This window comes from Arthrobacter sp. K41 (genome assembly GCF_059089645.1).
Genome location: NZ_JBNHEW010000002.1, coordinates 262,229 through 284,051, shown reverse-complemented (window position 1 = coordinate 284,051; position 21,823 = coordinate 262,229). Strand labels below are relative to the sequence as shown.

The 21,823-nt window shown below is 66.0% G+C and carries 22 protein-coding genes; 4 read left to right on the top strand and 18 right to left on the bottom strand.

Translation table 11 applies throughout. The features are described from left to right. Nucleotides 1–8 precede the first annotated feature (8 nt). Nucleotides 9–1,511, bottom strand: coding sequence for an amino acid permease (locus AC5RTE_RS05630; RefSeq protein WP_494040420.1), 1,503 nt, complete (start codon nucleotides 1,509–1,511; stop codon nucleotides 9–11). Between the two features lie 274 nt (nucleotides 1,512–1,785). Here AC5RTE_RS05630 and AC5RTE_RS05625 point away from each other — a divergent pair, with 274 nt between their 5' ends. Continuing rightward, nucleotides 1,786–2,457: a TetR/AcrR family transcriptional regulator gene (locus AC5RTE_RS05625; protein WP_494040419.1), complete on the top strand. Its 672-nt coding sequence runs from the start codon at nucleotides 1,786–1,788 to the stop codon at nucleotides 2,455–2,457. 70 nt (nucleotides 2,458–2,527) lie between these two features. Further along, a complete protein-coding gene (locus AC5RTE_RS05620) occupies nucleotides 2,528–3,364 on the top strand; it encodes an alpha/beta fold hydrolase (RefSeq protein WP_494040418.1) in 837 nt (278 codons plus the stop codon). A 66-nt stretch (nucleotides 3,365–3,430) separates the two neighbouring features. Here AC5RTE_RS05620 and AC5RTE_RS05615 read toward each other — a convergent pair whose 3' ends face one another. Continuing rightward, nucleotides 3,431–4,909: a DHA2 family efflux MFS transporter permease subunit gene (locus tag AC5RTE_RS05615; protein ID WP_494040417.1), complete on the bottom strand. Its 1,479-nt coding sequence runs from the start codon at nucleotides 4,907–4,909 to the stop codon at nucleotides 3,431–3,433. 167 nt (nucleotides 4,910–5,076) lie between these two features. Then, nucleotides 5,077–5,646: a type 1 glutamine amidotransferase domain-containing protein gene (locus AC5RTE_RS05610; RefSeq protein WP_494040416.1), complete on the bottom strand. Its 570-nt coding sequence runs from the start codon at nucleotides 5,644–5,646 to the stop codon at nucleotides 5,077–5,079. A 216-nt stretch (nucleotides 5,647–5,862) separates the two neighbouring features. Here AC5RTE_RS05610 and AC5RTE_RS05605 point away from each other — a divergent pair, with 216 nt between their 5' ends. Further along, entirely contained in the window at nucleotides 5,863–7,476 is a 1,614-nt protein-coding gene (locus AC5RTE_RS05605) for an HNH endonuclease signature motif containing protein (protein WP_494040415.1), read from the top strand. 91 nt (nucleotides 7,477–7,567) lie between these two features. On the opposite strand, the gene AC5RTE_RS05600 is transcribed toward AC5RTE_RS05605, so the two are convergent. Next, the gene (locus tag AC5RTE_RS05600) at nucleotides 7,568–8,239 is read right to left on the bottom strand and encodes a TetR/AcrR family transcriptional regulator (RefSeq protein WP_494040414.1); all 672 of its coding nucleotides are present in this window, start codon (nucleotides 8,237–8,239) and stop codon (nucleotides 7,568–7,570) included. A gap of 131 nt (nucleotides 8,240–8,370) precedes the next feature. On the opposite strand from AC5RTE_RS05600, the gene AC5RTE_RS05595 reads away from it, so the two are divergent. Beyond that, a complete protein-coding gene (locus tag AC5RTE_RS05595; protein ID WP_494040413.1) occupies nucleotides 8,371–8,634 on the top strand; it encodes a hypothetical protein in 264 nt (87 codons plus the stop codon). A 30-nt stretch (nucleotides 8,635–8,664) separates the two neighbouring features. On the opposite strand, the gene panC is transcribed toward AC5RTE_RS05595, so the two are convergent. The 14 genes from panC to AC5RTE_RS05525 all read right to left on the bottom strand — a co-directional run bounded on the left by panC (nucleotide 8,665) and on the right by AC5RTE_RS05525 (nucleotide 21,729). Continuing rightward, nucleotides 8,665–9,582, bottom strand: coding sequence for a pantoate--beta-alanine ligase (gene panC, locus AC5RTE_RS05590; RefSeq protein WP_494040412.1), 918 nt, complete (start codon nucleotides 9,580–9,582; stop codon nucleotides 8,665–8,667). Nucleotides 9,583–9,584: 2 nt separating this feature from the next. Continuing rightward, the gene (locus AC5RTE_RS05585) at nucleotides 9,585–10,478 is read right to left on the bottom strand and encodes a Rossmann-like and DUF2520 domain-containing protein (RefSeq protein WP_494040411.1); all 894 of its coding nucleotides are present in this window, start codon (nucleotides 10,476–10,478) and stop codon (nucleotides 9,585–9,587) included. Continuing rightward, on the bottom strand, nucleotides 10,471–12,012 hold the full coding sequence (locus AC5RTE_RS05580; RefSeq protein WP_494040410.1) for a PH domain-containing protein: 1,542 nt from the start codon (nucleotides 12,010–12,012) through the stop codon (nucleotides 10,471–10,473). The genes AC5RTE_RS05585 and AC5RTE_RS05580 overlap by 8 nt, the downstream gene beginning before the upstream one ends. Continuing rightward, nucleotides 12,009–12,521 carry a PH domain-containing protein gene (locus AC5RTE_RS05575; protein WP_494040409.1) on the bottom strand — a complete coding sequence of 171 codons (513 nt, stop codon included), beginning with the start codon at nucleotides 12,519–12,521 and terminating at the stop codon, nucleotides 12,009–12,011. Before AC5RTE_RS05575 ends, AC5RTE_RS05580 begins: the two co-directional genes overlap by 4 nt. Next, nucleotides 12,502–13,053 carry a DUF3180 domain-containing protein gene (locus AC5RTE_RS05570; protein WP_494040408.1) on the bottom strand — a complete coding sequence of 184 codons (552 nt, stop codon included), beginning with the start codon at nucleotides 13,051–13,053 and terminating at the stop codon, nucleotides 12,502–12,504. Before AC5RTE_RS05570 ends, AC5RTE_RS05575 begins: the two co-directional genes overlap by 20 nt. Then, on the bottom strand, nucleotides 13,050–13,595 hold the full coding sequence (gene folK / locus AC5RTE_RS05565; RefSeq protein ID WP_494040407.1) for a 2-amino-4-hydroxy-6-hydroxymethyldihydropteridine diphosphokinase: 546 nt from the start codon (nucleotides 13,593–13,595) through the stop codon (nucleotides 13,050–13,052). The genes AC5RTE_RS05570 and folK overlap by 4 nt, the downstream gene beginning before the upstream one ends. Then, nucleotides 13,592–13,984, bottom strand: a complete 393-nt coding sequence (folB, locus tag AC5RTE_RS05560; protein WP_494040406.1) for a dihydroneopterin aldolase — start codon at nucleotides 13,982–13,984, stop codon at nucleotides 13,592–13,594. Before folB ends, folK begins: the two co-directional genes overlap by 4 nt. Nucleotides 13,985–13,992: 8 nt before the next feature. Continuing rightward, nucleotides 13,993–14,913 (bottom strand): dihydropteroate synthase, encoded by a 921-nt coding sequence (gene folP, locus AC5RTE_RS05555; protein ID WP_494040405.1) that lies wholly within the window; start codon nucleotides 14,911–14,913, stop codon nucleotides 13,993–13,995. 8 nt (nucleotides 14,914–14,921) lie between these two features. After that, on the bottom strand, nucleotides 14,922–15,566 hold the full coding sequence (gene folE / locus AC5RTE_RS05550; protein ID WP_494040404.1) for a GTP cyclohydrolase I FolE: 645 nt from the start codon (nucleotides 15,564–15,566) through the stop codon (nucleotides 14,922–14,924). Between the two features lie 9 nt (nucleotides 15,567–15,575). Next, a complete protein-coding gene (gene ftsH, locus AC5RTE_RS05545; RefSeq protein ID WP_494040403.1) occupies nucleotides 15,576–17,639 on the bottom strand; it encodes an ATP-dependent zinc metalloprotease FtsH in 2,064 nt (687 codons plus the stop codon). A 176-nt stretch (nucleotides 17,640–17,815) separates the two neighbouring features. Continuing rightward, nucleotides 17,816–18,856 carry a LacI family DNA-binding transcriptional regulator gene (locus AC5RTE_RS05540; protein WP_494040402.1) on the bottom strand — a complete coding sequence of 347 codons (1,041 nt, stop codon included), beginning with the start codon at nucleotides 18,854–18,856 and terminating at the stop codon, nucleotides 17,816–17,818. 15 nt (nucleotides 18,857–18,871) lie between these two features. Continuing rightward, on the bottom strand, nucleotides 18,872–19,423 hold the full coding sequence (hpt, locus tag AC5RTE_RS05535; RefSeq protein WP_041651844.1) for a hypoxanthine phosphoribosyltransferase: 552 nt from the start codon (nucleotides 19,421–19,423) through the stop codon (nucleotides 18,872–18,874). Nucleotides 19,424–19,453: 30 nt separating this feature from the next. Further along, complete coding sequence (tilS, locus tag AC5RTE_RS05530; RefSeq protein WP_494040401.1) at nucleotides 19,454–20,512, bottom strand: tRNA lysidine(34) synthetase TilS; 1,059 nt, start codon at nucleotides 20,510–20,512, stop codon at nucleotides 19,454–19,456. An 83-nt stretch (nucleotides 20,513–20,595) separates the two neighbouring features. Then, nucleotides 20,596–21,729, bottom strand: a complete 1,134-nt coding sequence (locus AC5RTE_RS05525) for a zinc-dependent metalloprotease (protein WP_494040400.1) — start codon at nucleotides 21,727–21,729, stop codon at nucleotides 20,596–20,598. Nucleotides 21,730–21,823: the final 94 nt, after the last annotated feature.

Here is a 21,823-nt window from a genome sequence, read left to right as displayed (position 1 = left end):
TGAGCTGCTCAGGCATTGGCTGCCAGGTTGCGGCGCCGGACCCAGAGGCCCAGGAGCAGGACCAGGGCGACCATGAGTGGCGCGGAGTAGAGGAGCAGCCCGTTTTCGCCCGAGGGGTCGTAGACCTCGGGCCGGGGCCAGGCAAGGTTGACCACCATCATGGCCCCGTACAGGACGGCCAGGATGTTGACGGGCAGGCCCCAGCGTCCGAGTGAGAAGAGTCCTGCCGGAAGGGTCTGCCCAACGCGGTTCCAGTCGCCCCGGAGCCGGTTGATCAGCTGCGGCACGGTGACCAGCAGGTAGGCGAGGTAGACCATCACAATGCACACGCTGCAGAGGGTGGTGAAGAGGGCTGCGTTGCCGACGTTGATGGCCAGCACGCCAACTGCCAGGGCACCGATAACAATCGACGGCCACATGGGCGTCCCGCGGATGGGGTGCACCGAGGACAGCAGCGCCGAGGCGGGAAGTTTCCCGTCCCGTGCCATCGAGAACACCAGGCGTGAGCCGGCCGTCTGGATGGCCAGGGTGCAAACGAAGATGGCGATGGCGACATCCACCAGCAGTACCTTGCCCCAGAAAGTGCCCAGGACTGCGGTGAGGACGTAGGGCAGGCCTTCGGTGGCGAGCCGGCCGTCGTCGAGGCTGGGTGCGGCCATCAGGGCGGTAATGATCATCAGTGCGCCCCCGACGCCGGAGATGAGCAGCGCGGAAAGGATGGTCCGCGGCGCGGTCCTGCGCGGGTCCTTGGTTTCTTCCGAAAGCTCGCCGGCGGAGTTGAAGCCCACCATGACGTAAGCGGCCATGAGACCCGAGACCAGGAAGGCGCCCACCGCGCCGAGGTCCGAATTCTGCAGCACGGTGGTGTCGGCCACGACTTCCGGCCCGCGCTGGGCGGCGCTGAGAAGTGCAAGGATCACGGCCACAACGCCCACGATCTCGCAGGTGACTCCCACGGAGTTCACGTGCGACATCAGCTTGACGCCGAGTGAGTTGATGATGGTGGTGGCCACCAGAAGCACGGTTCCCAGGATCACGGCGTTCGCGGCACCGGTGACAGTGTTGAGTGCCGGGTCACCGCCCACCACCTGGAAGCCGTCCCACAGCTGGGGCAGCACCACCTGCAGGGCGATGGCGGCGGCTGCAGCGGTGACCACCTGGGCGATCGCCATGAACCATCCGGCGAACCAGCCCACGCCCTCTCCCCCAACCCGCCGCGCCCACTGGTAGACCGCTCCTGACAACGGGTAGCGGGCAGCGAGTTCCGCGAAGTTCAGTGCAACGAGCAGTTGGCCCACCAGCACTACCGGCCAGGTCCAGAAGAAAGCCGGGCCCGCGAAGGAGTAGCCGAAGGCGAACAGCTGGAAAATGGTGGTGAGGATGGACACAAAGGAAAAGCCGGCCGCGAAGGAAGCGTAGCGGCCGAGTTTCCGGTGCAGGGTGGGCTCATAGCCAAGGGACGTCAGGTCCGCATCGTCCGCATGGACGGTGGGAAGAACGGTTGAAGTCATCGGATTCTCCAGGGGCTGGAACGGCGTCGGGGTGGAGCCTGCCGGCGGTGCAGCACTCGGCCGAAGGCTGCGGAATACCGGTCAATTGACAGTTTTCCAGCGGCATGTCCCCAAACCGTTTCACCTCTGTAAAAGGCACATAGACATCTTGTTTCGGCCTTATTTCCGTCCCCTCACCGGCGGAACTGCGGTGCGGACGGACCTGCCGGCCGGGGCGGGCGGCCGGGCGGGCGGCCGAGGGCGCGGCCGGGAAAGAGGGTGCAAGAATGATGCCGTGACTTCAGCCGGACCCGGGAGACCCCGCAGCCAACAGCCCTCCAGGCCCGGGGCCACCGCCCGTGAGGAAATCCTGGATGCTGCGGCCGAGCTTTTCACCACCCAGGGCTTTGCCAACACTTCCACCCGATCCATTGCCGACGCGGTGGGAATCAGGCAGTCCTCGCTCTATCACCACTTCAAAACCAAGGACGACATCCTTGAGGACCTGCTGGAGGGCACGGTATTGAGCGGACTGAAGTTCGCGCGCGCTGTGGCGGCCGTGCCGCCAACTGAAGGCCCGGACGGAAGCCGGCTCCACGCCGTCGCGCTTTATGACGGTACGCAACTGTGCAGTGCCCGGTGGAACCTCGGAGTCCTTTACCACCTGCCCGAGGCCCGCACCGCACGCTTCGGGCGCTTCCTCGCGGACCGGCAGGAGCTGCGCAACCTGTACGGGGAACTCGGAGCGGCACTTTCCCCGGCAGGCCCGGCAGCAACTTCAGGAGCCAGTCCAGGCGATCTGGCCTTCCGCCTCGTCGAATCCCTGATCAATCTCCGGGCAGACAAAATGGCCACTTCAGACTCACCGCTGCAGGCGGCAGACGCCGGACTCATCCTCTGCGGGCTTGGCAGCGGACTGCCCGTCATCCGCGAGCACAGCGCAGCGCTTATCAAACGCCTCGGCTGACAGCCGGCACGTGCTTGGGCCGCTGGCGGTCGAGGTGCCTGCGTCCAGGTTGCTCGGCTAGGCTCGGCATATGACGCGTGAGAACATCAGGACCCCCGACGGCGGCACACTGGAACTCTTCTCCACGGGCGCGGAACATGCTTCCGCAGGCTCTGGCGTAGTAGTTGTGGTCCCTTCCATGGTGACAGCTGCGGATTACACAAAGTTTGCGCAGAAGCTCAGCGCTGCCCTGGGCCGCCCCGTCCACACGTTCAACCGGCGGGGCCGTGGATCCTCCTCGCCCCAGCCGGAGGATTACACCCTTGACGTGGACATCCGCGATCTGGATACGGTGATGAAACACACGTCCAGCACGGATGTGTTCGGGCACAGCTTCGGCGGCGCCGTTGCCCTCCATGCGGCCAGGACGCTGCCGGTGGAGCGGCTCGCCGTCTACGATCCCGCCGTCTCCGTGAACCACAGCGTCAAGGCCGACTGGACCACCGAGTACGAACGTGCCGCCGCTGCCGGGGATGATGACCGCGCTCTGGCAGTCCTCCAGCGCGGCCTCGAAGCAGGCGGCGCTTTCTCGTCCCGCATGCCGCTCTCCATGCTGACCCTGGCCAACAAACTCACCGCCGGCACGTCAGAGGGCAAGCAGCAGCGCGAGCTGATGAGGACCGGTGTCCGGGAAATCAAGGCCATCATCGCCGCGGACATGCCGGCGGAGCCGTTCCTGGAGCTGCCCCTGGAAACGCTGATCGTGGTGGGCGAAAAGAGCCCGGCCTACTTCGGGGTGGCCTGCGGCCAGATCCACGACGTCCTTTCCGGCTCCAGCTACACCATCCTGCCGGGCTATGGCCACGACGGCGTCATCAAGGCCCCGGACAAGCTCATCGGAGAGCTCGCTGACTTTTACGCCGGCTGACCCAACCAGATAGCGCAAAGTGCCGATTTGAACGTTCGAAACGGCACTTCGCGCTGCCTGCGCCGGTTAATGTGCGGGACCGTGGCCCGCGCCGGCACCGTCGGTCTTGCGCATCATCGCTGAAAGCACGACGGCGGCGAAAGCGATGACGGTTGCCGTCAGGAAGGCGGCGCTCATCCCTGCAACCAGGCCCGACGCCGCGGAAACGACCGCGAAGATGGACACCAGCAGTGCGGTGCCCGCGGCGCCGGCCACCTGCTGCGTGGTGCTCATGATCGCGGAACCATGCGAGTACAGGTGGGGCGGAAGCGGGTTCAGGCCGGTGGTGAACGCCGGGGTGAAGAGCAGCGCCAGTCCGAAACTCAGCGCGACGTGCAGGGTGACGATCCACGCGATGGAAGTGCCGGCGTCGAGCATTGAAAACTGCCAGAGGGCCGCCACCATCAGTATGGAACCGGTGACGGTGAGCGGCAGCGGGCCCACCTTGTCGAAAAGCCGGCCGATGACGGGCCCCAGTAGACCCATCGCCAGGCCGCCCGGAAGCAGTGCCAGGCCGGTCTCGAGGGAGCCCAGGCCGCGGATCTCCTGCAGGTAGAGGGGCAGCAGGATGACGCCGCCGAACAGCGCCATCATGGCCACCACCATCAGCAGGACAGAAACGGTGAACATGCGGAAGTTGAAGGCGCGCAGGTCCAGCAGCGGGGCTTCGGCCTTCTGCAGCTGCAGCTGGCGAAGGACAAAGGCCGTGAGGCCGGCAACGCCGACGACCAACGCGGTGATGGCGGTGGCACCCGGTCCTGCCTGGCCGCCGTGGCCGCCGCCGATCTGGCTCAGGCCGTAGACCAGGCCGCCGAATGCAGGGACGGTGAGGACCACGGAGAGCACGTCAAGCTTTGTCTTTTCCGCCTCGCCGATGTTGGTGAGGTACTTGGCGCCGATGGCGAGTGCTGCAAGGGCCACCGGGAGGACGAACACAAACATAAAGCGCCACGTGAAGTGCTCCAGGATGAGTCCGGACACTGTGGGGCCCATGGCGGGAGCTACGGAAATGGCGATGCTGACGTTGCCCATCACGGCGCCGCGCTTGGCCAGCGGGACCAGCGTAAGGATGGTGGTCATCAGCAGGGGAAGCATGATGGCGGTGCCGCCGGCCTGGATGATGCGGGCCAGCAGCAGGATCTCGAATCCGGGGGCCACGGCGGCCAGTGCGGTGCCGCCGGCGAAAAGCCCCATGGCCAGCATAAACACGGCGCGGGTGGACAGGCTCTGCAGGATGAACCCTGTGGTCGGGATGACCACGGCCATGGTGAGCATGAATCCGGTGGAGAGCCACTGGACGGTGGGCGCGTCCACCCGAAGTTCCACCATGAGCCGCTGCAGGGCAACGTTCATGATGGTCTCGTTGAGGATCACCACAAACGTCGCCACCAGCAGCGTGCTGATAACAGTCACCGATTCGCGGGACATCTTCTCCGGTGCGGCGGGCTTGGTTCCGGGAGCTTGAACGGACTGGCCGCTGGCGTTCGGAGAGACTTCGGTAGACATGCGTGTTCCCTCAGGGAGTTGTGTAAGTGAAAGGTGCGCGGTCAATGCCGCTGCAGATTCCAACACTCTACCGCCTGGAGTAATTCCTCCACGCGGGACTTTTCTTTAACCCTGAGGGAACAGTGGGGGTCGGAAAGGGATGGGCCGGGGCGGCCGCTCCAGTCCGCTTAGGCCGTTTGGCCGGCGTGCTGGCCCTCCGAAATCTCCTCCACCAGCTTGCTGCTGTTGAAGGCCGGGAGGTCATCGGGGTTGCGGCTGGTGACCAGGCCCTGGTCCACCACCACTTCCTCATCGGTCCAGTTGGCGCCGGCATTCTTCAAATCCGTCTGAAGCGTGTGGTAGGACGTGAGGTTCCGTCCGCGCACCACGCCTGCTTCGATGAGCAGCCACGGTCCGTGGCAGATGGAGGCCACCGGCTTGTGCTGTTCGAAAAAGCTTCTGGTGAAGCTCTGAGCGTCCTTGTCCACGCGGAGGTGGTCTGCGTTGATAACGCCGCCCGGGAGCACCAGCGCGTCGAAGTCCGAGGCGTTTGCCTCTGCGACCGTCAGGTCGACGTCGAAAGTGTCGCCTTTCTCGGTGCCTTCGAACCCCTGCAGCTTGCCGCTTTTCAAGGCAACCAGCGTGGGCTCACCCCCGGCGTTCTTCACTGCATTCCACGGACTGGTGAGCTCAACCTGCTCGACGCCGTCAGTCAAAAGAAAGGCGACCTTCTTGCCGGCGATGCTGTGTTCTGACATTCGTCCTCCTCACTTGAGGCGGGCCACCGGCGCCTGTATGAGGCCGTGGATGTGCCGCCTTGAGAGTTGCTTGCCTGACAGCTTCCAGCCTAGGAAAGCGAAAAGTAATAAGCAAGCTGAGTATTTTTCATGGCGGGCGGAAACCGGACGATAGCCATCGACCGCTCATGCACGGTCGCCATACTGTGCATCCCGCCTGGAATTGTCGGTGCCTCGATGGATGATGTCGGTATGAAAAACGGCGCGGGGACAGCGGCAGCGATGAAGGGTGTTCATGCCTCCGTGGCCGTCCTGGACGCGCTGTTTCGTAAGGATGCCGCCCTCACCGCTGGCGCCGCCGGTGCCTCTGCCGGCAGCCGTGTTGGCGGCGGAATCGATGTGTTGCAGCGCGCCTACGAGCTCCGGCTGGACCGGCTGGGGCTGCTGTCGAAACTCGAAGCACAAATAGCCGGGCTGAAAGCCCGCGACGCCGCCGAGGCCCTCGACCTCCAACACGCGATGACCCCGCCGGAAGCACCCGTGCACGAACGGACCTACGCCGAAATGTCCGCGATCGAGGAAATCGCCGGCATCCTGACCATCAGCTCCCCCGCAGCCGCAGCGCTCATCACCCAGTCCCGTCAGCTCTGCACCCTGCCGCTGGCCATGGACGCCCTGTCCTCCGGCACCATCTCGTGGCAACACGCCCGGATCATCGCCGACGAAACCGAGACCCTGGGCCCCGCCGGCGGAACCGCCCTGACCGCGCACTTCCTGGACCCGGACGCACCCAACCCCGCCCGCGGAGCGGCCGCCGGGGACCTGATCCCCTCCCGGTTCCGGGCCAAAGTACGGACCTGGCGCGAACGCCACCACCCCGAATCCCTCGAAAAACGCCACAACAAAAGCGCCGCCGACCGGCGGATCGAATACAGCCCGGACCGGGACGGCATGGCCTGGATCTCCGCCTACCTCCCCGCGGACAAAGCCTCTGCACTGTGGAACAACATCACAGCCACCGCCCGTAGCCTGCAAGGACCCAACGAACCCCGCACCCTGGCCCAACTCCGCCCCGACATCCTCTGCAACCGGATACTCCGCACCCGCGAACCCGGCACACAGGAACCCGGCACGCAGGTACCCGGCGCCCGGGTCCTTCCAACCGGACCCGTTCCCGCCGGGAACGCGGCACCAACCGTTGGCGGCGGGTCAGGGCAGCCAAGCGCTGAAGTGCCCACCCCCCGGACCGAGGTGCTGGTCACCGTCCCGGTGTTCGCGCTCCTAGGCCTCACCGACGAACCCGCCATGCTCGACGGCCACGGCCCCATCCCGGCATCCATGGCACGCCAACTGGTCGCGGACGGGGCACACTCCTTCTACCGGGTCCTGGTCGACCCAAGGGATGGGGCGCCCCTGGAGATCGGCCGCAAAAGCTACCGGCTCCCCGAAACGGTGAAGCGCTGGCTGCGGATGCGGGACGGTAAGTGCACCTTCCCCTGCTGCAACAACCACACCCTCGACAACGAAACAGACCACCTGCTCGCCTGGCACCACGGCGGAACCACCGGAATCAACAACCTGGCCCAGCTCTGCCCCAAACACCACCGCCTCAAACACAACACCCCATGGGCACCCACACCAGCAACCCGAAACGAACCACCCGGCTGGACCTCACCCACCGGCCGCCACTACAAAAGCGAACAACCCGACCAGGAACCACCACACTGGCCCGACGGGTGGCATCCCACCGGACCAGACGGCTACCTTTGTGCCGGGATGACCGGCTCTGCCCCGGTGAAGCCGCCCCAGCCCCTGCATCCTCCCAGCGCCCAAGTTCCTGCCTACCGATAGGAGCCTTTTCGAAGACACTCTTGCGGGCCACTTAACCGGGTGAGGTGCTGAGCTGCGTGGGCAGAATGTGTTTGCAGGCAGTTTTGTCTGGCTAACCCCGGTGGTGCTCAATCAGCCAGCCGGCCATCTGCCGGGCGCGCCCGGCGGCCTGCACGTCCCCCTCTATGGCCTGAAGAATGGAGCCTTTCATGAGGATCAGGAGCGAACTGGCAAACTCCCCGGTGCGCACCAGCCCCGCCTCTTCGCCTGCGCCCTGGATGTGACCATGAATTTTCGCGAGGTACTCGATGCTGGCCCGCCCCAGGGGATGGGCCGGTCCCATCTCGAGCAGAACTTTCGCGAAGGAACAACCCTCGAAGTCCTCCCGCCTGAACCAGTCCGAGAACACGTCAAAAATGGCCAGCAGCTGCTCCTCGGGATTGCGGCCCCGGCGAAGGGCCTCAGAGAGTATTGCATCCACGGTCCACTGTTTGTCCCGCTGTTCAAGGAAGGCCAGGACCAGGGAGTCCTTGGACGGGAAGTGGCGGTAGAAAGTGGCCTTGGCCACGCCGGATCGTTCAATCAGCTCATTGACGCCGACGTCACGGACGCCGCGCTGGGAGAAAAGCTCGTAGGCCACCGACATGATCCTGGCAACGGACGTGCTGGCAGCGGTTTCAGGTGCGGGTGCGGCAGTGACCAGGGGTGAAGGAGCCACCGCGGAAGGCGTGGCCGAAGGTTCCAAACCCACCGCAGCCGGTGGAAGTTCCGCTTCTGGGTTCATTGCAATTCCAGCTTACCGCCGCCAGGGAAGACAGACCGGTCTTACCCGCTGTAATGTTGCTTCCAGCGCAGTGCTTGAGACGCCGCGGAGGCACCGGAAGGGCCGCTTCGGATTGGTGCAAGGAGGCCCCTATGTCAGCGGAGCGGATATTCCAAAGCGTGCCGTCGGATCCGGACCCCTGGATGTCCAACGATACGCCCGCCGAAATTCGTCGGCTCGCCCTTGAATCGCTTCGATGGCAGGCGCAGGAAATCATTGACGAAGTTCTCCACAGCAAGGCACCCGATGGAGAACTGGCCAGGGCCAGGATGCGGCGCTGCGTCGCCCGGCACCCGGGCGAACCGGAGCAGGCGTTGCTGGAGCAGCTGGCATGCAACCCGGATCTGCCGGTTTAGGGAAACTTTCTGGGCCAGAAGAGCTGGCAGCTACGAGCTCAAGGGCATATTGTCGATCAACCGCACCGGCCCCACCTTGGCGGCAATCAACGCCAGCGCTTCACCGCGGAAAGGGGTCTCGCGGCAGTTTTCGGCCAGCGGCTCCAGCGTGTCCGGATCCACCACCTCCAAGTAGTCCAACGCCACGAGCGGCTGGGACTCCACCATCGCCTGCGCCGATTCCAAATCCAGGGGTTCGCGGGATCTCGCCCTCTCCTTGAGTAACCGCAGTGCGCGGGACAGCACCAGCGCGGCTTCGCGTTCGTCCTCGTCGAGGAAGCGGTTGCGGCTGGAGAGCGCCAGCCCGTCCACGGCGCGCACGGTGGGCACGGCCACGATTTCCACCGGGAAGTTCAGGTCGGCCACCATCCGCCGGACCAGCGCAAGCTGCTGGGCGTCCTTCTGGCCGAAGTAGGCGCGGTACGCCGGCAGGCCACCCTGCACCTGCCCGGAATCCTGCAGGCCCGACCCAGGTATGCCATAGTGCAGCAGCTTGGCCACCACCGTCAGGGCGCCGTCGAAGTGACCCGGCCGTGAGGCACCCTCCCACTTTTCACCAAGAACCCCGGATGTGACGCGCACCAGCGGCTCGCCGCCCGGGTACACCTCGTCCACGGAGGGCGCAAAAACCAGGTCCACGCCCTGTTCTTCCAGGAAGGCAGCATCGGCGTCCAGGGTCCGGGGGTAGCGGTCAAGATCTGCCGCGTCGCCGAACTGCAGCGGGTTGACGAAGATGGTGGCCACCACAACGTCATTCTGTTCGACGGCGGTGCGGGCCAGGGCAGCATGCCCCTCATGCAGTGCCCCCATGGTGGGCACGAGTCCCTGGGACGTGCCGCCTCTGAGCGTCAGCAGGCGGCCGCTCTCCGCGTGCAGGTCGGCAACGGTGGTAACGATCTTGATGGGCATTCTCAGTCTTCCTCAGGTTCCAGGGCCTTGCGCAGTTCATCCAGCTGGCTTGGTTTCAGCAGCCCGCGGCCCTCGGCGCGGAGGCCCGTGGCGCGCGCCATCGCGAGGTAAGCTGCCAGCACATCGCCCTGCCCGCCGCCGTCGAACTCCCGCAGTGCCTCCGCATGGGCTTTCACCGTTCCGACGTCTCCCCGGGCAACGGGCCCGGTAAGGGCGGACTCCCCGGAGGCCAGCGCGTTCTCGAGGGTTGCCCTCAACAGGGGGCCGAGCATGCGTTCCGGCGCCTCCACCCCGACCGCACTGAGCAGCTCGGAAGCCTGCGCAACGAGGGTTACGAGGTGGTTGGAACCGTGGGCCAGGGCTGCGTGGTACAGCGTCCGGTCCGCCTCGGCGATGACGACGGGTTCGGCCCCCATCTCCACCACGAGCGCCTGCGCGATCGGCAGCATGGCAGCATCAGCGGTCACGCCGAAAGTGCAGTCCAGCAGGCGCGTCAGGTCCAGGCTCATGCCGGTGAACGTCATAGCGGGATGCAGGGCCAGCGGAACCGACCCCGCGGCGCGAACAGGATGCAGCACCCCCACCCCGAACCGGCCTGATGTGTGCGCAACCAGCTGGCCCGGCTGCCAGGCGCCCAGTTTTGCCAGTCCTTCAACCAGGCCCGGCAGGGCGTCGTCGGGCACTGCCAGGAGCACCAGCTCTGAGCGCTCCACGATCTCCTGGACTTCCAGGATGGGCACGCCGGGGAGCAGTGTCCCGGCCCGTTCACGGCTTGCTTCGGAAACGGCCGAGACGCCGACGACGGCGTGTTCAGCTGCGCGCAGGGCGGCACCGAGCACGGCACCCACCTTTCCGGCACCGATGATTCCGACGCCCAGGCGTCCGGGTTTAGCCATGCTGCTGGCCTTCCTGTTGTTCAGGCTCAACCGCCGGGGCGACCTGCGCCAGCCACTGTTCAGTAGTTTGCCGCTTCCGCGCCAGCCGGGCGCGGGCGGACTGTTCGTCAAAGAGTGTCCGCGCCTGCTCAACGCCTGCCTGCCGCAGCCGCGGCACAACCGGCCCGGCGGTGGTATGCAGGACCAGGTCAGTCACCCCGAACCGGCGCGCCACGGGGCCCTGGTGCAACGCCATCGATTGGGTCCGCTGGTGGGGCACCACCACGAGATCGCGCCACCAGCGGCCTGAGCGGATCAGCAGGGCGGTGCCGGTGGCGGTAAATCCGTTCCGCCGCCATCCCAGTGGCGCCAGGAGACGCGCCCTGCGCGGCGTGGTGACAAAACCGCCGTCGGAATCCATCCCGTGCAGCCCGGCACCGAAAACATCGCCCGGCTGCGGAGTCCCGGGGTCCGGAAGCACCAGCGCGAGAATCGACATCACATCCTCGAGCCTGCCCACTGGCAGGAGCGTTGTACGACCGGAGCCCTCGCCGGCTCCCTCAACGGCGCCGTATCCTGCGACGTTCACCTGGATCCGGTACCAGCCCAGCGCCCGCCACATCGGCGGCTGGGCTACTTTCAACGCCTGGATCCGGCCGGGCGGAAGTGTTTGGGCCTGCGTATCAAGCAGTCCGTACCGCAGCCGGATGCCATCAGGAGAAATGGCCGCAGTAAAGTTGTACCCCTTGTTGAACAGGCCCCAGTAACTGGCTGCGAGGCCAAGGGCGGCAGGGATCAGGTAGAAGTAGAACGCCGCGTTGCCGGTGATGGTGGAAAGGACCACTGAGCCCACCGCGCCCACCACCACAAAAATGCTCTGCTCGCTGAGCAGCAGGGAACCGATAAGGCGCGACGGCGGCACGGAGAGTACCGGAAATTCCGGCGCCTCAGGTGCCGGCTCCTCAGGGCGGGATGGATCCAGCGTCACTCCGGCTGCCCGGGCGAGGATGGTGGCCCGGAGCTGCCGGGCCTCGTCCATCTTCAGGTAAGCCAGCCGGACAGCGGACTCTCCGGCATCTGCAACCTCGAACTTGAGCTCGGCCAGGCCGAAGATCCGGGCCAGGAGGGGCTGCACGATGTCGATGGCCTGCACACGGTCCAGCCGGGCCTGGCGCTGCTGCCGGAAGACGAAACCGGTGTTGACCCGGACATAGCCTCCCGAGACCTGGTACTTGGTGAAATACCAGGTGAGGATGAAGCCCAGCACCGCGATGAGCAGCACCACGCCGCCTCCGGCCAGCAGCATGGGCGCCCGGCCGGCGAACTCGTCTTCCAGGATGGGCCTGCCCTGCAGCGCCCGCTCGAAAACGTCCCGGCCGAAAAAGAAACCAATGGCGGCCAGGGCTACCCAGCCACGGACAAAAGGCGACGCAGGGTGCACCCGCAGCCATTCGCCGTCGCCCGCGGCGCCCTGTGTGGACCGCGACGCGGGATTTTCGGAAGCGGGGACAGCAACGGGGTCCCCCAGTTCCGGACGCGGCCCCTCCGCCGTCACAGTCCTGCCAGCCTGGCTTCGCCCCGGGCAGCGAGCTGCTCACGCAGCCGTGCACCTTCGGCCGCGGGTAGGCCGGGGATCTGGGCGTTGGTGCCGGGTGAGGCCGTGTGCAGCTTAAGCGTGCACAGGCCCAGCCCGCGTTCCACGGGCCCCACTGCGATGTCCACGTACTGCATGCGGCCGTACGGAACAGCCATGGCGCGCTGGAAGAAAATACCCGTCCTGATCAGGAGATCGTCGTCACGCTCGGCGTATCCGATGGCCCGCACCTGGCGCGGAATCAGCACCAGCCGCCAGACAGCGAGCACCAACGCCGCCGCAGGCACGGAGGCGGCCAGCCACAGCGGCGGCCAGGCCCAGACATCCAAAAGGACAAACAGCAGGGGCAGGGACAGGACAAGCACCGTTATAAGGTTCCCCAGCGCCCACTGCACCAGCCGGACAGTGACGTACTTCGGTGATACCCGCTGCCAGACAATTCCCGGCGGATCAATCGCCTCGGTATGCATATTCGCCTTCTCCTGCGGCAGCTTCTCCGCGAACCGCGCGGCCGGGCTTGCCGTCTACGCCGTTCGTATCGCCGTCCTCCGGCGGAATCCTGCAGAACCGTTCAACCAGCAGGCCCACCACGATCATGACCAGCCCGCCGGCGGCCATGGCGAGGGCCAACCATGTGATGCCCTGGTTGCTGCGCAGGCTCCAGATCCGCAACTGGTCCAGGAAAATTCCCACGTGCCAGCCGAGCAGGACCGTCCCGGCGTAGGCGCAGGCCTGGGCCAGCACCAATGTGCGCGCTGCAAGGAGGGGATCGAGCATCCTCTTCTTTTGCGTGCTGTTGGGCTTGTTGCTGTTGCGCCACCGCAGGACCCTGACGCCGAGGACCAAAGTGATGACGACGATGACTGCCATGGTGGCGAGCGCCGTCAGCGGCAGGACCGGAGTGCCCATGCCATAACGGCTGGTCACCACGGTGGCGGACCAGCCCGCCACGGCCAGGATGAATCCGATCAGCAGGAGGCGCAGCGGGTTAAGGGGTTTCATCGCTTCTCCACCGCCCCCGCGGTGGGCAGTCCGTCAAAGTCGCCGAAGCCGTCGAAGGGGGCAATCCCGGCAAAATCCTCCGCCCGCGCGGCCAGGGTGCTGACGCGTTCGCCGTTCAACGTGGCGCCCGGCTCGATGAGCGACCAGGGATAAAGCACGAAGGCCCGGGAAGCTGCGCGGGGGTGGGGAAGGGTGAGGTCAGGATTATCGCTGCGCAGCTCGCCATAGGTGATGATGTCGACGTCGAGCGTGCGCGGCCCCCAGCGCACTTCCCGCACGCGGTGGTGCTTGTTTTCCACGGCCTGGCAGTGTTCGAGCAGTTCCTGCGGAGGAAGGTTGGTTTCGACCGTGATAACCATGTTCAGGAAGTCGGGCTGGCCCGGCGGCCCGCCAACCGGCTTTGTCTGTACTATCGGTGACACGGCGAGGAGGCGGATTTCGGGCGGGTCGACGAGGTCTGCCACCGCCTCGGTCAGCGTCTCGTTGCGCTCGCCCAGGTTGCTGCCCAGAGACAGCACCACCTTGGAATAACCCGGATTCATTGTCCCTCCCCCTGGACTGGTTTCTCCCCGTTGTTCCGGGCACGGTGGACGCTGACGGACACGTCACCGAAAGGCACCTCGATGGGGGCCTGCGGTTTGTGCACCGTGACGTCCACGGCCTGGAGCCGGAATTCGCTGAGCAGGCTCTCCGCTATCCGGACCGCCAGCGCCTCGATCAGGTTCAGTGGCTCCCCCGATATCCATTGAGTAATACGCTGAGCCACCTCGCCGTAGTGGGCGGTGTCCCGGACATCGTCAGATTCCGCCGCCGGGGCGAAATCCAGATAGAGCACCGCGTCCACAACAAAAGGCTGGCCCTCGCGGCGCTCAAAATCAAACACACCGTGATGGCCGACGGCGGTGACGCCGGTCAGCGTAATCCTGTCCATGGCTGGTCCTACTGGGTGGTTCTTGGGGCGGCCATGCGCGCGGCCACCTTGACGGCGTCGAGGCTGGAGCCGACGTCGTGCACGCGGACGGCCCAGGCACCCCGGGACGCGCTGATGGCGGTAACCGCAGCGGTGGCGGCGTCCCGCTCCTGGGGCGCGGCGGACTTGCCGGCCACGGTCAGCAGCGTCCCAAGGAACCGCTTGCGGGAGGCGCCCACGAGAATCCTGTGGCCCAGGCTTTCCAGCTGGTCCAGGTTTTGCAGGAGCTCCCAGTTCTGGGCGTCGTTCTTGGCAAACCCCAGCCCCGGATCGATGATGATCTGGTCCTGGGCAACACCCGCGGCATAAAGCTTGTCCCGTACTCCGGCCAGTTCGGCCACTACCTCCCCGGCAACATCCGTGTACTCTGCGAGGGAGTTCATGGTGCGGGGGTCGCCGCGGCGGTGCGTGAGGATGTAGGGGGCTTTGGAGGCGGCTGCGAGTTCAGCCATCTCCGGTTCCATGGAGAGGCCTGAGACGTCGTTGATGATGGCGGCTCCCGCTGCGAGGGCGGCAGCGGCAGTGGAAGCGTGGATGGTATCGATGCTGACCAGGGCACCGGCCTTCACCAGCGCCTCGATCACGGGAATCACGCGCTGCTGCTCTTCTTCCGGGCTGACGTCCTCAGCACCGGGACGGGTGGACTCTCCCCCGACATCGATGATGTCCGCTCCCGCGTAGAACATGCGCAGTCCGGAGGCGATGGCAGTGTCCGCCGTCGCGTTCTGGCCGCCGTCACTGAAGGAGTCCGGGGTGACATTGACGATGCCCATGACCAGGGTGCGGTCCGTGGGCAGGTCTTCGAACCGCGCCAGCGGACGTGGTTTCCGGAGGACCGGCAGCGGAGAGGTCGCCGGGCCGGTTCCCGGCGCTGCAGCAAGTGAATCCATGGTGATGGTTACCTTCCGAGGATGAGGCTCATGGCTTCGGCGCGGGTGGCCGGGTCATGAAGCTGCCCGCGGACCGCACTGGTGACGGTCTTCGCTCCGGGCTTGCGGATACCGCGCATTGACATGCACATGTGTTCGCATTCAACTACGACGATCGCGCCACGGGGTTTGAGGTGGGCGACCAGCGCTTCGACGATTTCCGTGGTGAGGCGCTCCTGCACCTGCGGACGGCGGGCGTATATGTCCACGAGCCTGGCGAGCTTGCTCAGCCCCGTGACCTTGCCTTCGTGCGAGGGGATGTAGCCCACGTGGGCCACCCCGTGGAACGGCACCAGGTGGTGCTCGCAGGTGGAATAGAAGGGAATGTCCTTGACCAGGACCAGTTCCTCATGGTCCAGGTCAAACGTGGTGGACAGGACGTCTGCAGGGTCGTGGTGCAGCCCGGCAAACATCTCGGCGTAGGCTTTGGCCACCCGCTTAGGGGTGTCCACCAGGCCGCCGCGGTCCGGATCCTCCCCGATGGCCAGGAGGATCTCACGGACAGCGGCCTCGATCCGGGGCCGGTCCACCTTCAGGTGTTTGGAGTGGTGGGCGCCGCCCTCCGCCGGGTATCCGGCGGAGGCGGGAACGTCGTCATCGTCGAAGTGGGTCACGTAAGAAGCTTAGCCGCGAAGGACGTCAGGCCCCGAGTCGGGGATTCCTCCCTGGAAGGGGGCGTCTTCGGAAACCCCCTGCGGATGCGGCGGCTGGGCGTCCAGCGGCTCATCCAGCCGCGCCCGCTTGGCTTCCTCCTGGGCCTCGCGCTCTGCCTTTTCCAGGCGGGATTCCACCGGTCCGGCCTTCTGGACGGGACGGGTTTCCTTGGAAAGCCACACCTCGCGGAAGTCGCGCTTGCGGATGTCGCGGAAGATGTCGGAAATCTCGTTCTGGTTCAGGGTTTCGCGTTCCAGCAGCTCGAGGGCCAGCCGGTCCAGGACTTCCCGGTTTTCGGTGAGGATGGCGTAAGCCTCGTCGTGGGCCTGGTCAATCAGCCGGCGTACTTCCTCATCCACCACGTAGGCGATCTGGTCCGAGTAGTTGCGCTCGTGCCCGGCGTCGCGTCCCAGGAACGGTTCACCGCCGCCCTGGCCCAGCCGGACAGCGCCGACACGCTCGCTCATGCCGTATTCGGTGACCATCTTACGGGCGGTTCCGGTGGCCTTCTCGATGTCGTTCGATGCGCCGGTAGACGGGTCGTGGAAGACGATCTCTTCGGCGACGCGCCCGCCCATGGCGTAAGCCATCTGGTCCAGCAGCTCGTTGCGGGTCACGGAGTACTTGTCGTTTTCCGGAACCACCATGGTGTAGCCCAGTGCCCGGCCGCGGGGAAGGATGGTGATTTTGGTGACCGGAGCGGAATTCCGGAGCGCGGCTGCCACCAGGGCGTGGCCGCCCTCGTGGTACGCGGTGATCTTGCGTTCGTGTTCCTTCATGACCCGGCTGCGCTTCTGCGGGCCTGCCATCACACGGTCAATGGCCTCGTCCAGTGCACGGTCATCGATCAGGTTCGCATTGGAGCGGGCGGTCAGGAGGGCGGCCTCGTTCAGCACGTTGGCCAGGTCGGCGCCGGTGTAGCCGGGGGTCTTCTTGGCGACCGCCTTGAGGTCAACGCCGGGCGCCATGGGCTTGCCCTTGGCGTGAACCTGCAGGATCTGGTCGCGGCCAATCAGGTCCGGCGCGTCTACGCCGATCTGCCGGTCGAAGCGGCCCGGGCGCAGCAGTGCGGGGTCCAGCACGTCCGGACGGTTGGTGGCGGCGATCAGGATGACGTTGGTTTTGACGTCGAAGCCGTCCATCTCCACCAGCAGCTGGTTGAGGGTCTGCTCGCGTTCGTCATTGCCGCCGCCGATGCCGGCGCCGCGGTGGCGGCCTACGGCGTCGATTTCATCCACGAAGATGATGGCCGGCGAGTTGGCCTTTGCCTGTTCGAAGAGGTCGCGGACGCGGGAGGCGCCGACGCCGACGAACATCTCAACGAAGTCCGAGCCGGAGATGGAGAAGAAGGGAACACCGGCTTCGCCGGCAACAGCGCGGGCCAGGAGGGTCTTGCCGGTGCCTGGAGGGCCGTACAGCAGCACACCCTTGGGGATCTTGGCGCCTACGGCCTGGAACTTGGCCGGTTCCTGCAGGAATTCCTTGATTTCCTGGAGTTCCTCCACGGCCTCGTCCGAGCCGGCCACGTCAGCGAATGTCACCTGAGGCATGTCCTTGCTGACCATCTTGGCCTTGGACTTGCCGAACTGCATGATCTTGGAGCCGCCGCCCTGCATGCGGGTCATCAGGAACCAGAAAAGGGCGCCCAGCAGGATGACCGGGATCAGGAGGGAGAGCAGGCCGGAGAACCAGTTGCTTTCAATCGGCTGGTCCGTGTAGCCGCCGGTGGGGGCAGAAGCGGTAACAGCCCGGACAACGTCCTGGGCACGGGCGTCAACAAAGTAGAACTGGACGCTTTTGCCCTTGTCCTGCCCGTCCTGCTGGTAGTTCTCCTTCAGCACCAGGTCAACGCGGTTTTCGCCATCAAAAATCTTGGCCTGCTCGACGTTGTCGCCGGCGAGCAGTTCCAGGCCCTTGTCAGTGTCAATCCGTGCGGCGCCGCCAGGGGCCAGGGTTGCAAAGGCCACCAGGAGCATGCCGATCACGACAACGATCCAGATGCCCGGGCCCTTGAAGAAGTTCTTAGCTTTCATCTGTTCGGGGGCTGGCCCCGTCCCTCCTGGTAGTGCTGCACGGCGAGTAGTCTGCGCGCGTGATGGTGCTGCGTCAGCTTCTAGCTATACACCGTCCGGAGTAGATCACGCATGGTACGGGGCAAAAGTTCCCTCTGGGCGTACTGGAGCCGCCCAGGGCAGGACCCTTCGCTGCCCTAGGTCCGGGGTCCTGCCACGGACCCGCGCGGCACCAGCGGGCAGTCCAGGAGGACCGGTTCGGTGACTGCCTCGTCAGCTGCGGAGTCCTCTTCCACTGTTTCCACCAGCCGTTCCGCGGCCCAAGCGCCCATCTCGTAGTGGGGCAGGGCCACGGTGGTCAGCCCCGGGTGCAGGTTGGCGGCAATCAGTTGCAGGTCCTCGAAGCCAACAACGGAAAGGTCGGCAGGAATGGACAGTCCCAGCTCGGCGGCAGCCCGGTAGGCGCCCATCGCCATTTCGTCGTTGTAGCAAAACAGGGCCGACGGCGGGTTGCCGGATTCGAGGATCCTCCGGACCGCCTCGTAACCTCCCTTTGCGTCGGCCGGAGCTGCCTCCACAGCCGCCGAGCCGCCGTCGAGCCCGGCGGTGATGAGGGCGCCGCGGTAACCACGCAGCCGCTCCCGCGCAGAGAGAACCTCCGCTGCGTTGTTGATAAAGCCGATGCGGGTATGCCCGGCAGCAAGCAGGGTTTCGACGGCGGTTCGCGCGCCGCCGCATTCGTCCGGAACCACCGAGGGGAAGCCAGCGCCGGCGCCGACGGCGTTCACGAGGACAGCCGGCACCTTGGCGAGACTAGCCGGGGCCTCTCCGGCCAGGTTGCACGCGGAGGCGTAAAGGACACCGTCCACCTGCCGCCCCAGCAGTTCCTCCACGTCCGCTTCCCGGGACTCCCGACTGTCAGATGGGGAGCTGCTGACCACCATCAGGGTGTACCCGCGGGACCGGGCAGCACGGTCTGCTCCCAGGATGATCCGTCCGGAATGCGGGGTGGTGGACGTACCCCCGCTGACCAGCCCCAGTATCCCGGTGCGCCTGCTGCGGAGCGCCTGCGCCAGACGGTTCGGCCCGTAGCCCAGTTGCAGGGCGGCGGCCCGCACCTTGTTCCGCGTCGCGGGGCTGATCCGCGCGTGGGCGGCATCGTTCAGGACGTGGGAAACGGTGGTAACGGACACCCCCGCGGCCAGGGCCACATCCCTAATGCCAATGTTCCCGGGCAAAGTCCGCGGCGCAGCCTACTCGTAAACGTGCGGTGCCAGGGTTCCCACGAAGTCAAGGTTGCGGTACTTCTCGGCGTAGTCCAGGCCGTAGCCCACGACGAATTCGTTGGGGATGTCGTAGCCAACGTACTTGACGTCGATTTCCACCTTCGCGGCCGTGGGCTTGCGGAAGGCGGTGCAGATCTCAACTGAGGCGGTACCACGGGACTCCAGGTTGGTCTTCAACCAGGACAGCGTCAGGCCGGAGTCGATGATGTCCTCGACGATCAGTACGTCCTTGCCCATCAGGTCAGTGTCCAGGTCCTTGAGGATACGGACAACGCCGGACGACTGGGTGCCCGAACCGTAGGAAGAAACAGCCATCCAGTCCATGGAGATGTGGCTGTGGAGTGCCCGCGCAAGATCGGCCATGACCATGACGGCGCCTTTGAGGACGCCCACGATCAGGATTTCGCGGCCCTCGTAGTCCTTGTCGATCTGGGCAGCAAGTTCGGTGATCCGCTGCTGGATTTGCTCCTTGGTGTAGAGAACGTGCTTGAGGTCTGCCTGGACGTCGTTTGAATCCACCAATGGCTCCTGTGTAGATGCGGGGTGCGACTATTTTGCGGGCGGTTTTTGAGGCCGGAATACTAGCTTCCCACAGCGTGCGCCTCCGCGGGGACCGGGTGAGTCCGGATCGGCGGCGGCAGGGCGGTCCGCGGCAGGTACGTCCTCAAGCTGCGCCAGCGACAACCTGTACACTCCCACTCCCCCGGGCAACTCAACCGGGCCGGCCGAGCCCTGCCGCCGCAGCAACGCTTCCGCCGCCAGAAGCCGCTGGTAACTGGGCTGCTGCCCGCCGACGCCGGCCGCTGCCTTGGCGATCACCCGGAACCGGATGGCGGGGGCAAGAGCGCGCAACGCCTCCTCGGGAAGGCTTAATTCCGAGCCGTTCCGCTCCACCAGTGACGTGAAGGTGGCTTCTGCCACATCCTCCAGGTAGTCGGCGTCCAGCTGAAGGATGGACGCGGTGCGGGCCAAGGATTCGGCGACGCCGGGACCCAGCTTTTCCTCGAGGTGTGGCAGCACTTCCACCCGGGTGCGTGACCGGGCGAAGGCCGGGTCAGAGTTGCTGGGATCGTGCCACGGACGCAGGTCTTCAACTGCACAAATTTCCTCGGTGTCCGCCCGGCGGAGTCCCAGGAACGGCCTCAGCAGCTTCCCCCGCGACGGCCTCATCCCTGCCAGCGAACGGGTGCCGGAACCACGGGCCAGGCCCAGCAGCACCTGCTCGGCCTGGTCATCCAGGGTGTGGCCCAGCAGGACTGCGTCCGCTCCCTGGGCGCCTGCGGCCGCTTCGAGCGCTGCGTGCCGGGCTTGACGCGCCGCGGCTTCCGGCCCGAGCCCTTCTCCGGCTACCGTCACCCGCCTGACTTCCACGGGGGCAAGGCCGAGTTCCGCCAGGACCTCCGCTGTTTCCGCCGCGACCGCTGCAGAACCCTCCTGCAGTTGGTGATCCACCACCACCGCGCCCACCGAGATGGGGTGGCCGTCAACGTGTCCGCGACGGGCGAAGTAGGCGGCCACCGATGCCAAGGCGAGCGAATCCGGGCCGCCGCTGCACGCCACCAGTACGTGCCGCGGATAACCGGCCCGGGCCAGAGCGTCCTGAAGCATCTTCCGCGCCGTCCCGACCACGGGCGCGAGCCGTCCGGGCCGCAGACGGCCGCTGCGCTGGGCGGGTTGGGGCGCGGTATTGATCAGATTCCCATCCGCTCGAGCCACAGCTTGGCGTCGTGGATTTCCGGCTCGGTGGGCAGGTGGTCCACGGACTCCCAGACCCGGTTGAAGCCGTCCATTCCGGCGGCGTCCACCACGGCACGGACAAAACGGGCGCCGTCGGAGTACTGGCGCATCTTCGCGTCCAGGCCCAGCAGGCTGCGGATGAACTTTTCCACCACGCCGCGGTCCTTGCCGCGGTCGTTGAACCGCTGGCGGATGGTCTTCACGGACGGCACGATGCTGGCATCCACGGCGTCCATCACCACGTTGGCGTGGCCTTCGAGCAGGCTCATCACGGCGGTGAGGTGCGAAATGGCGGCCTTCTCCTCCGGATCCTGCAGGAGGTCCAAAATGGCGCCCCGTCCAGGCGTGTTTCCATTGCCCGTACGGTCCTTCAGGGAACGGGCAGCGGCGGTGGCCCGCTCCATCAGCGTGTCAACGTTGCCCAGCAGATGCCCGCTGAGTTCGTCGATCTGCTCCAGCATGTGGTGCCGCAGCCAGGGAGCGGCCGCGAACTGGACCCTGTGCGTCTGTTCGTGGAGGCAGACCCAAAGGCGGAAGTCCTCGGGAGTGACGTTCAGTTCGCGCTCCACGGCCACGATGTTGGGGGCGACGAGGAGCAGTCGCCCGCCCGACGGCGCCGTGGAACCTTCGGCAAGGGCGGCAAAGGGATCGTACTGGCCCAAAACCTTGCTGGAGAGGAAGGCGAGGACCGCACCGAGCTGGCTGCCGGTGATGGCGCCGCTGACACTGGCCGCGGCGGGACTCACCGTGCCGCGCCGGTTCTCGAGCATCTTTTCCATGGCGGGCTTGAGCATTACGGCGAAGCTTTGGGTGTTGGCTTTCGCCCATGAGGCGCGGTCCACAACCAGCACTGTGGAATCGCGGAGGTCCCGCGCCGCTTCCAGGCCGGTAATCTCGTGGACGTGCTCCACCGAGGCATCCGCAAGGCGGCGAAGGCTGTCCACGGCGTCACCTATTTCCGCCTGGTTCAGGACCGGGCCGGCAGGAACCAGCCGCGCCGCGGTGGAGGCGGCGAGGTCCCAGTTGATCAGGGACGATGCCTGGCTGGACAAGGTTTGGGCTGACGACTCACTTGCAGTGGACTCCATAGCTCCCATCAGACCACAGCAGCCCCGGGATAGTCCTTAAGTTCGCTGACCGGCGAACCCCGGCACGTCCGCGAAGTGGGCGCGGTGTCCTGAC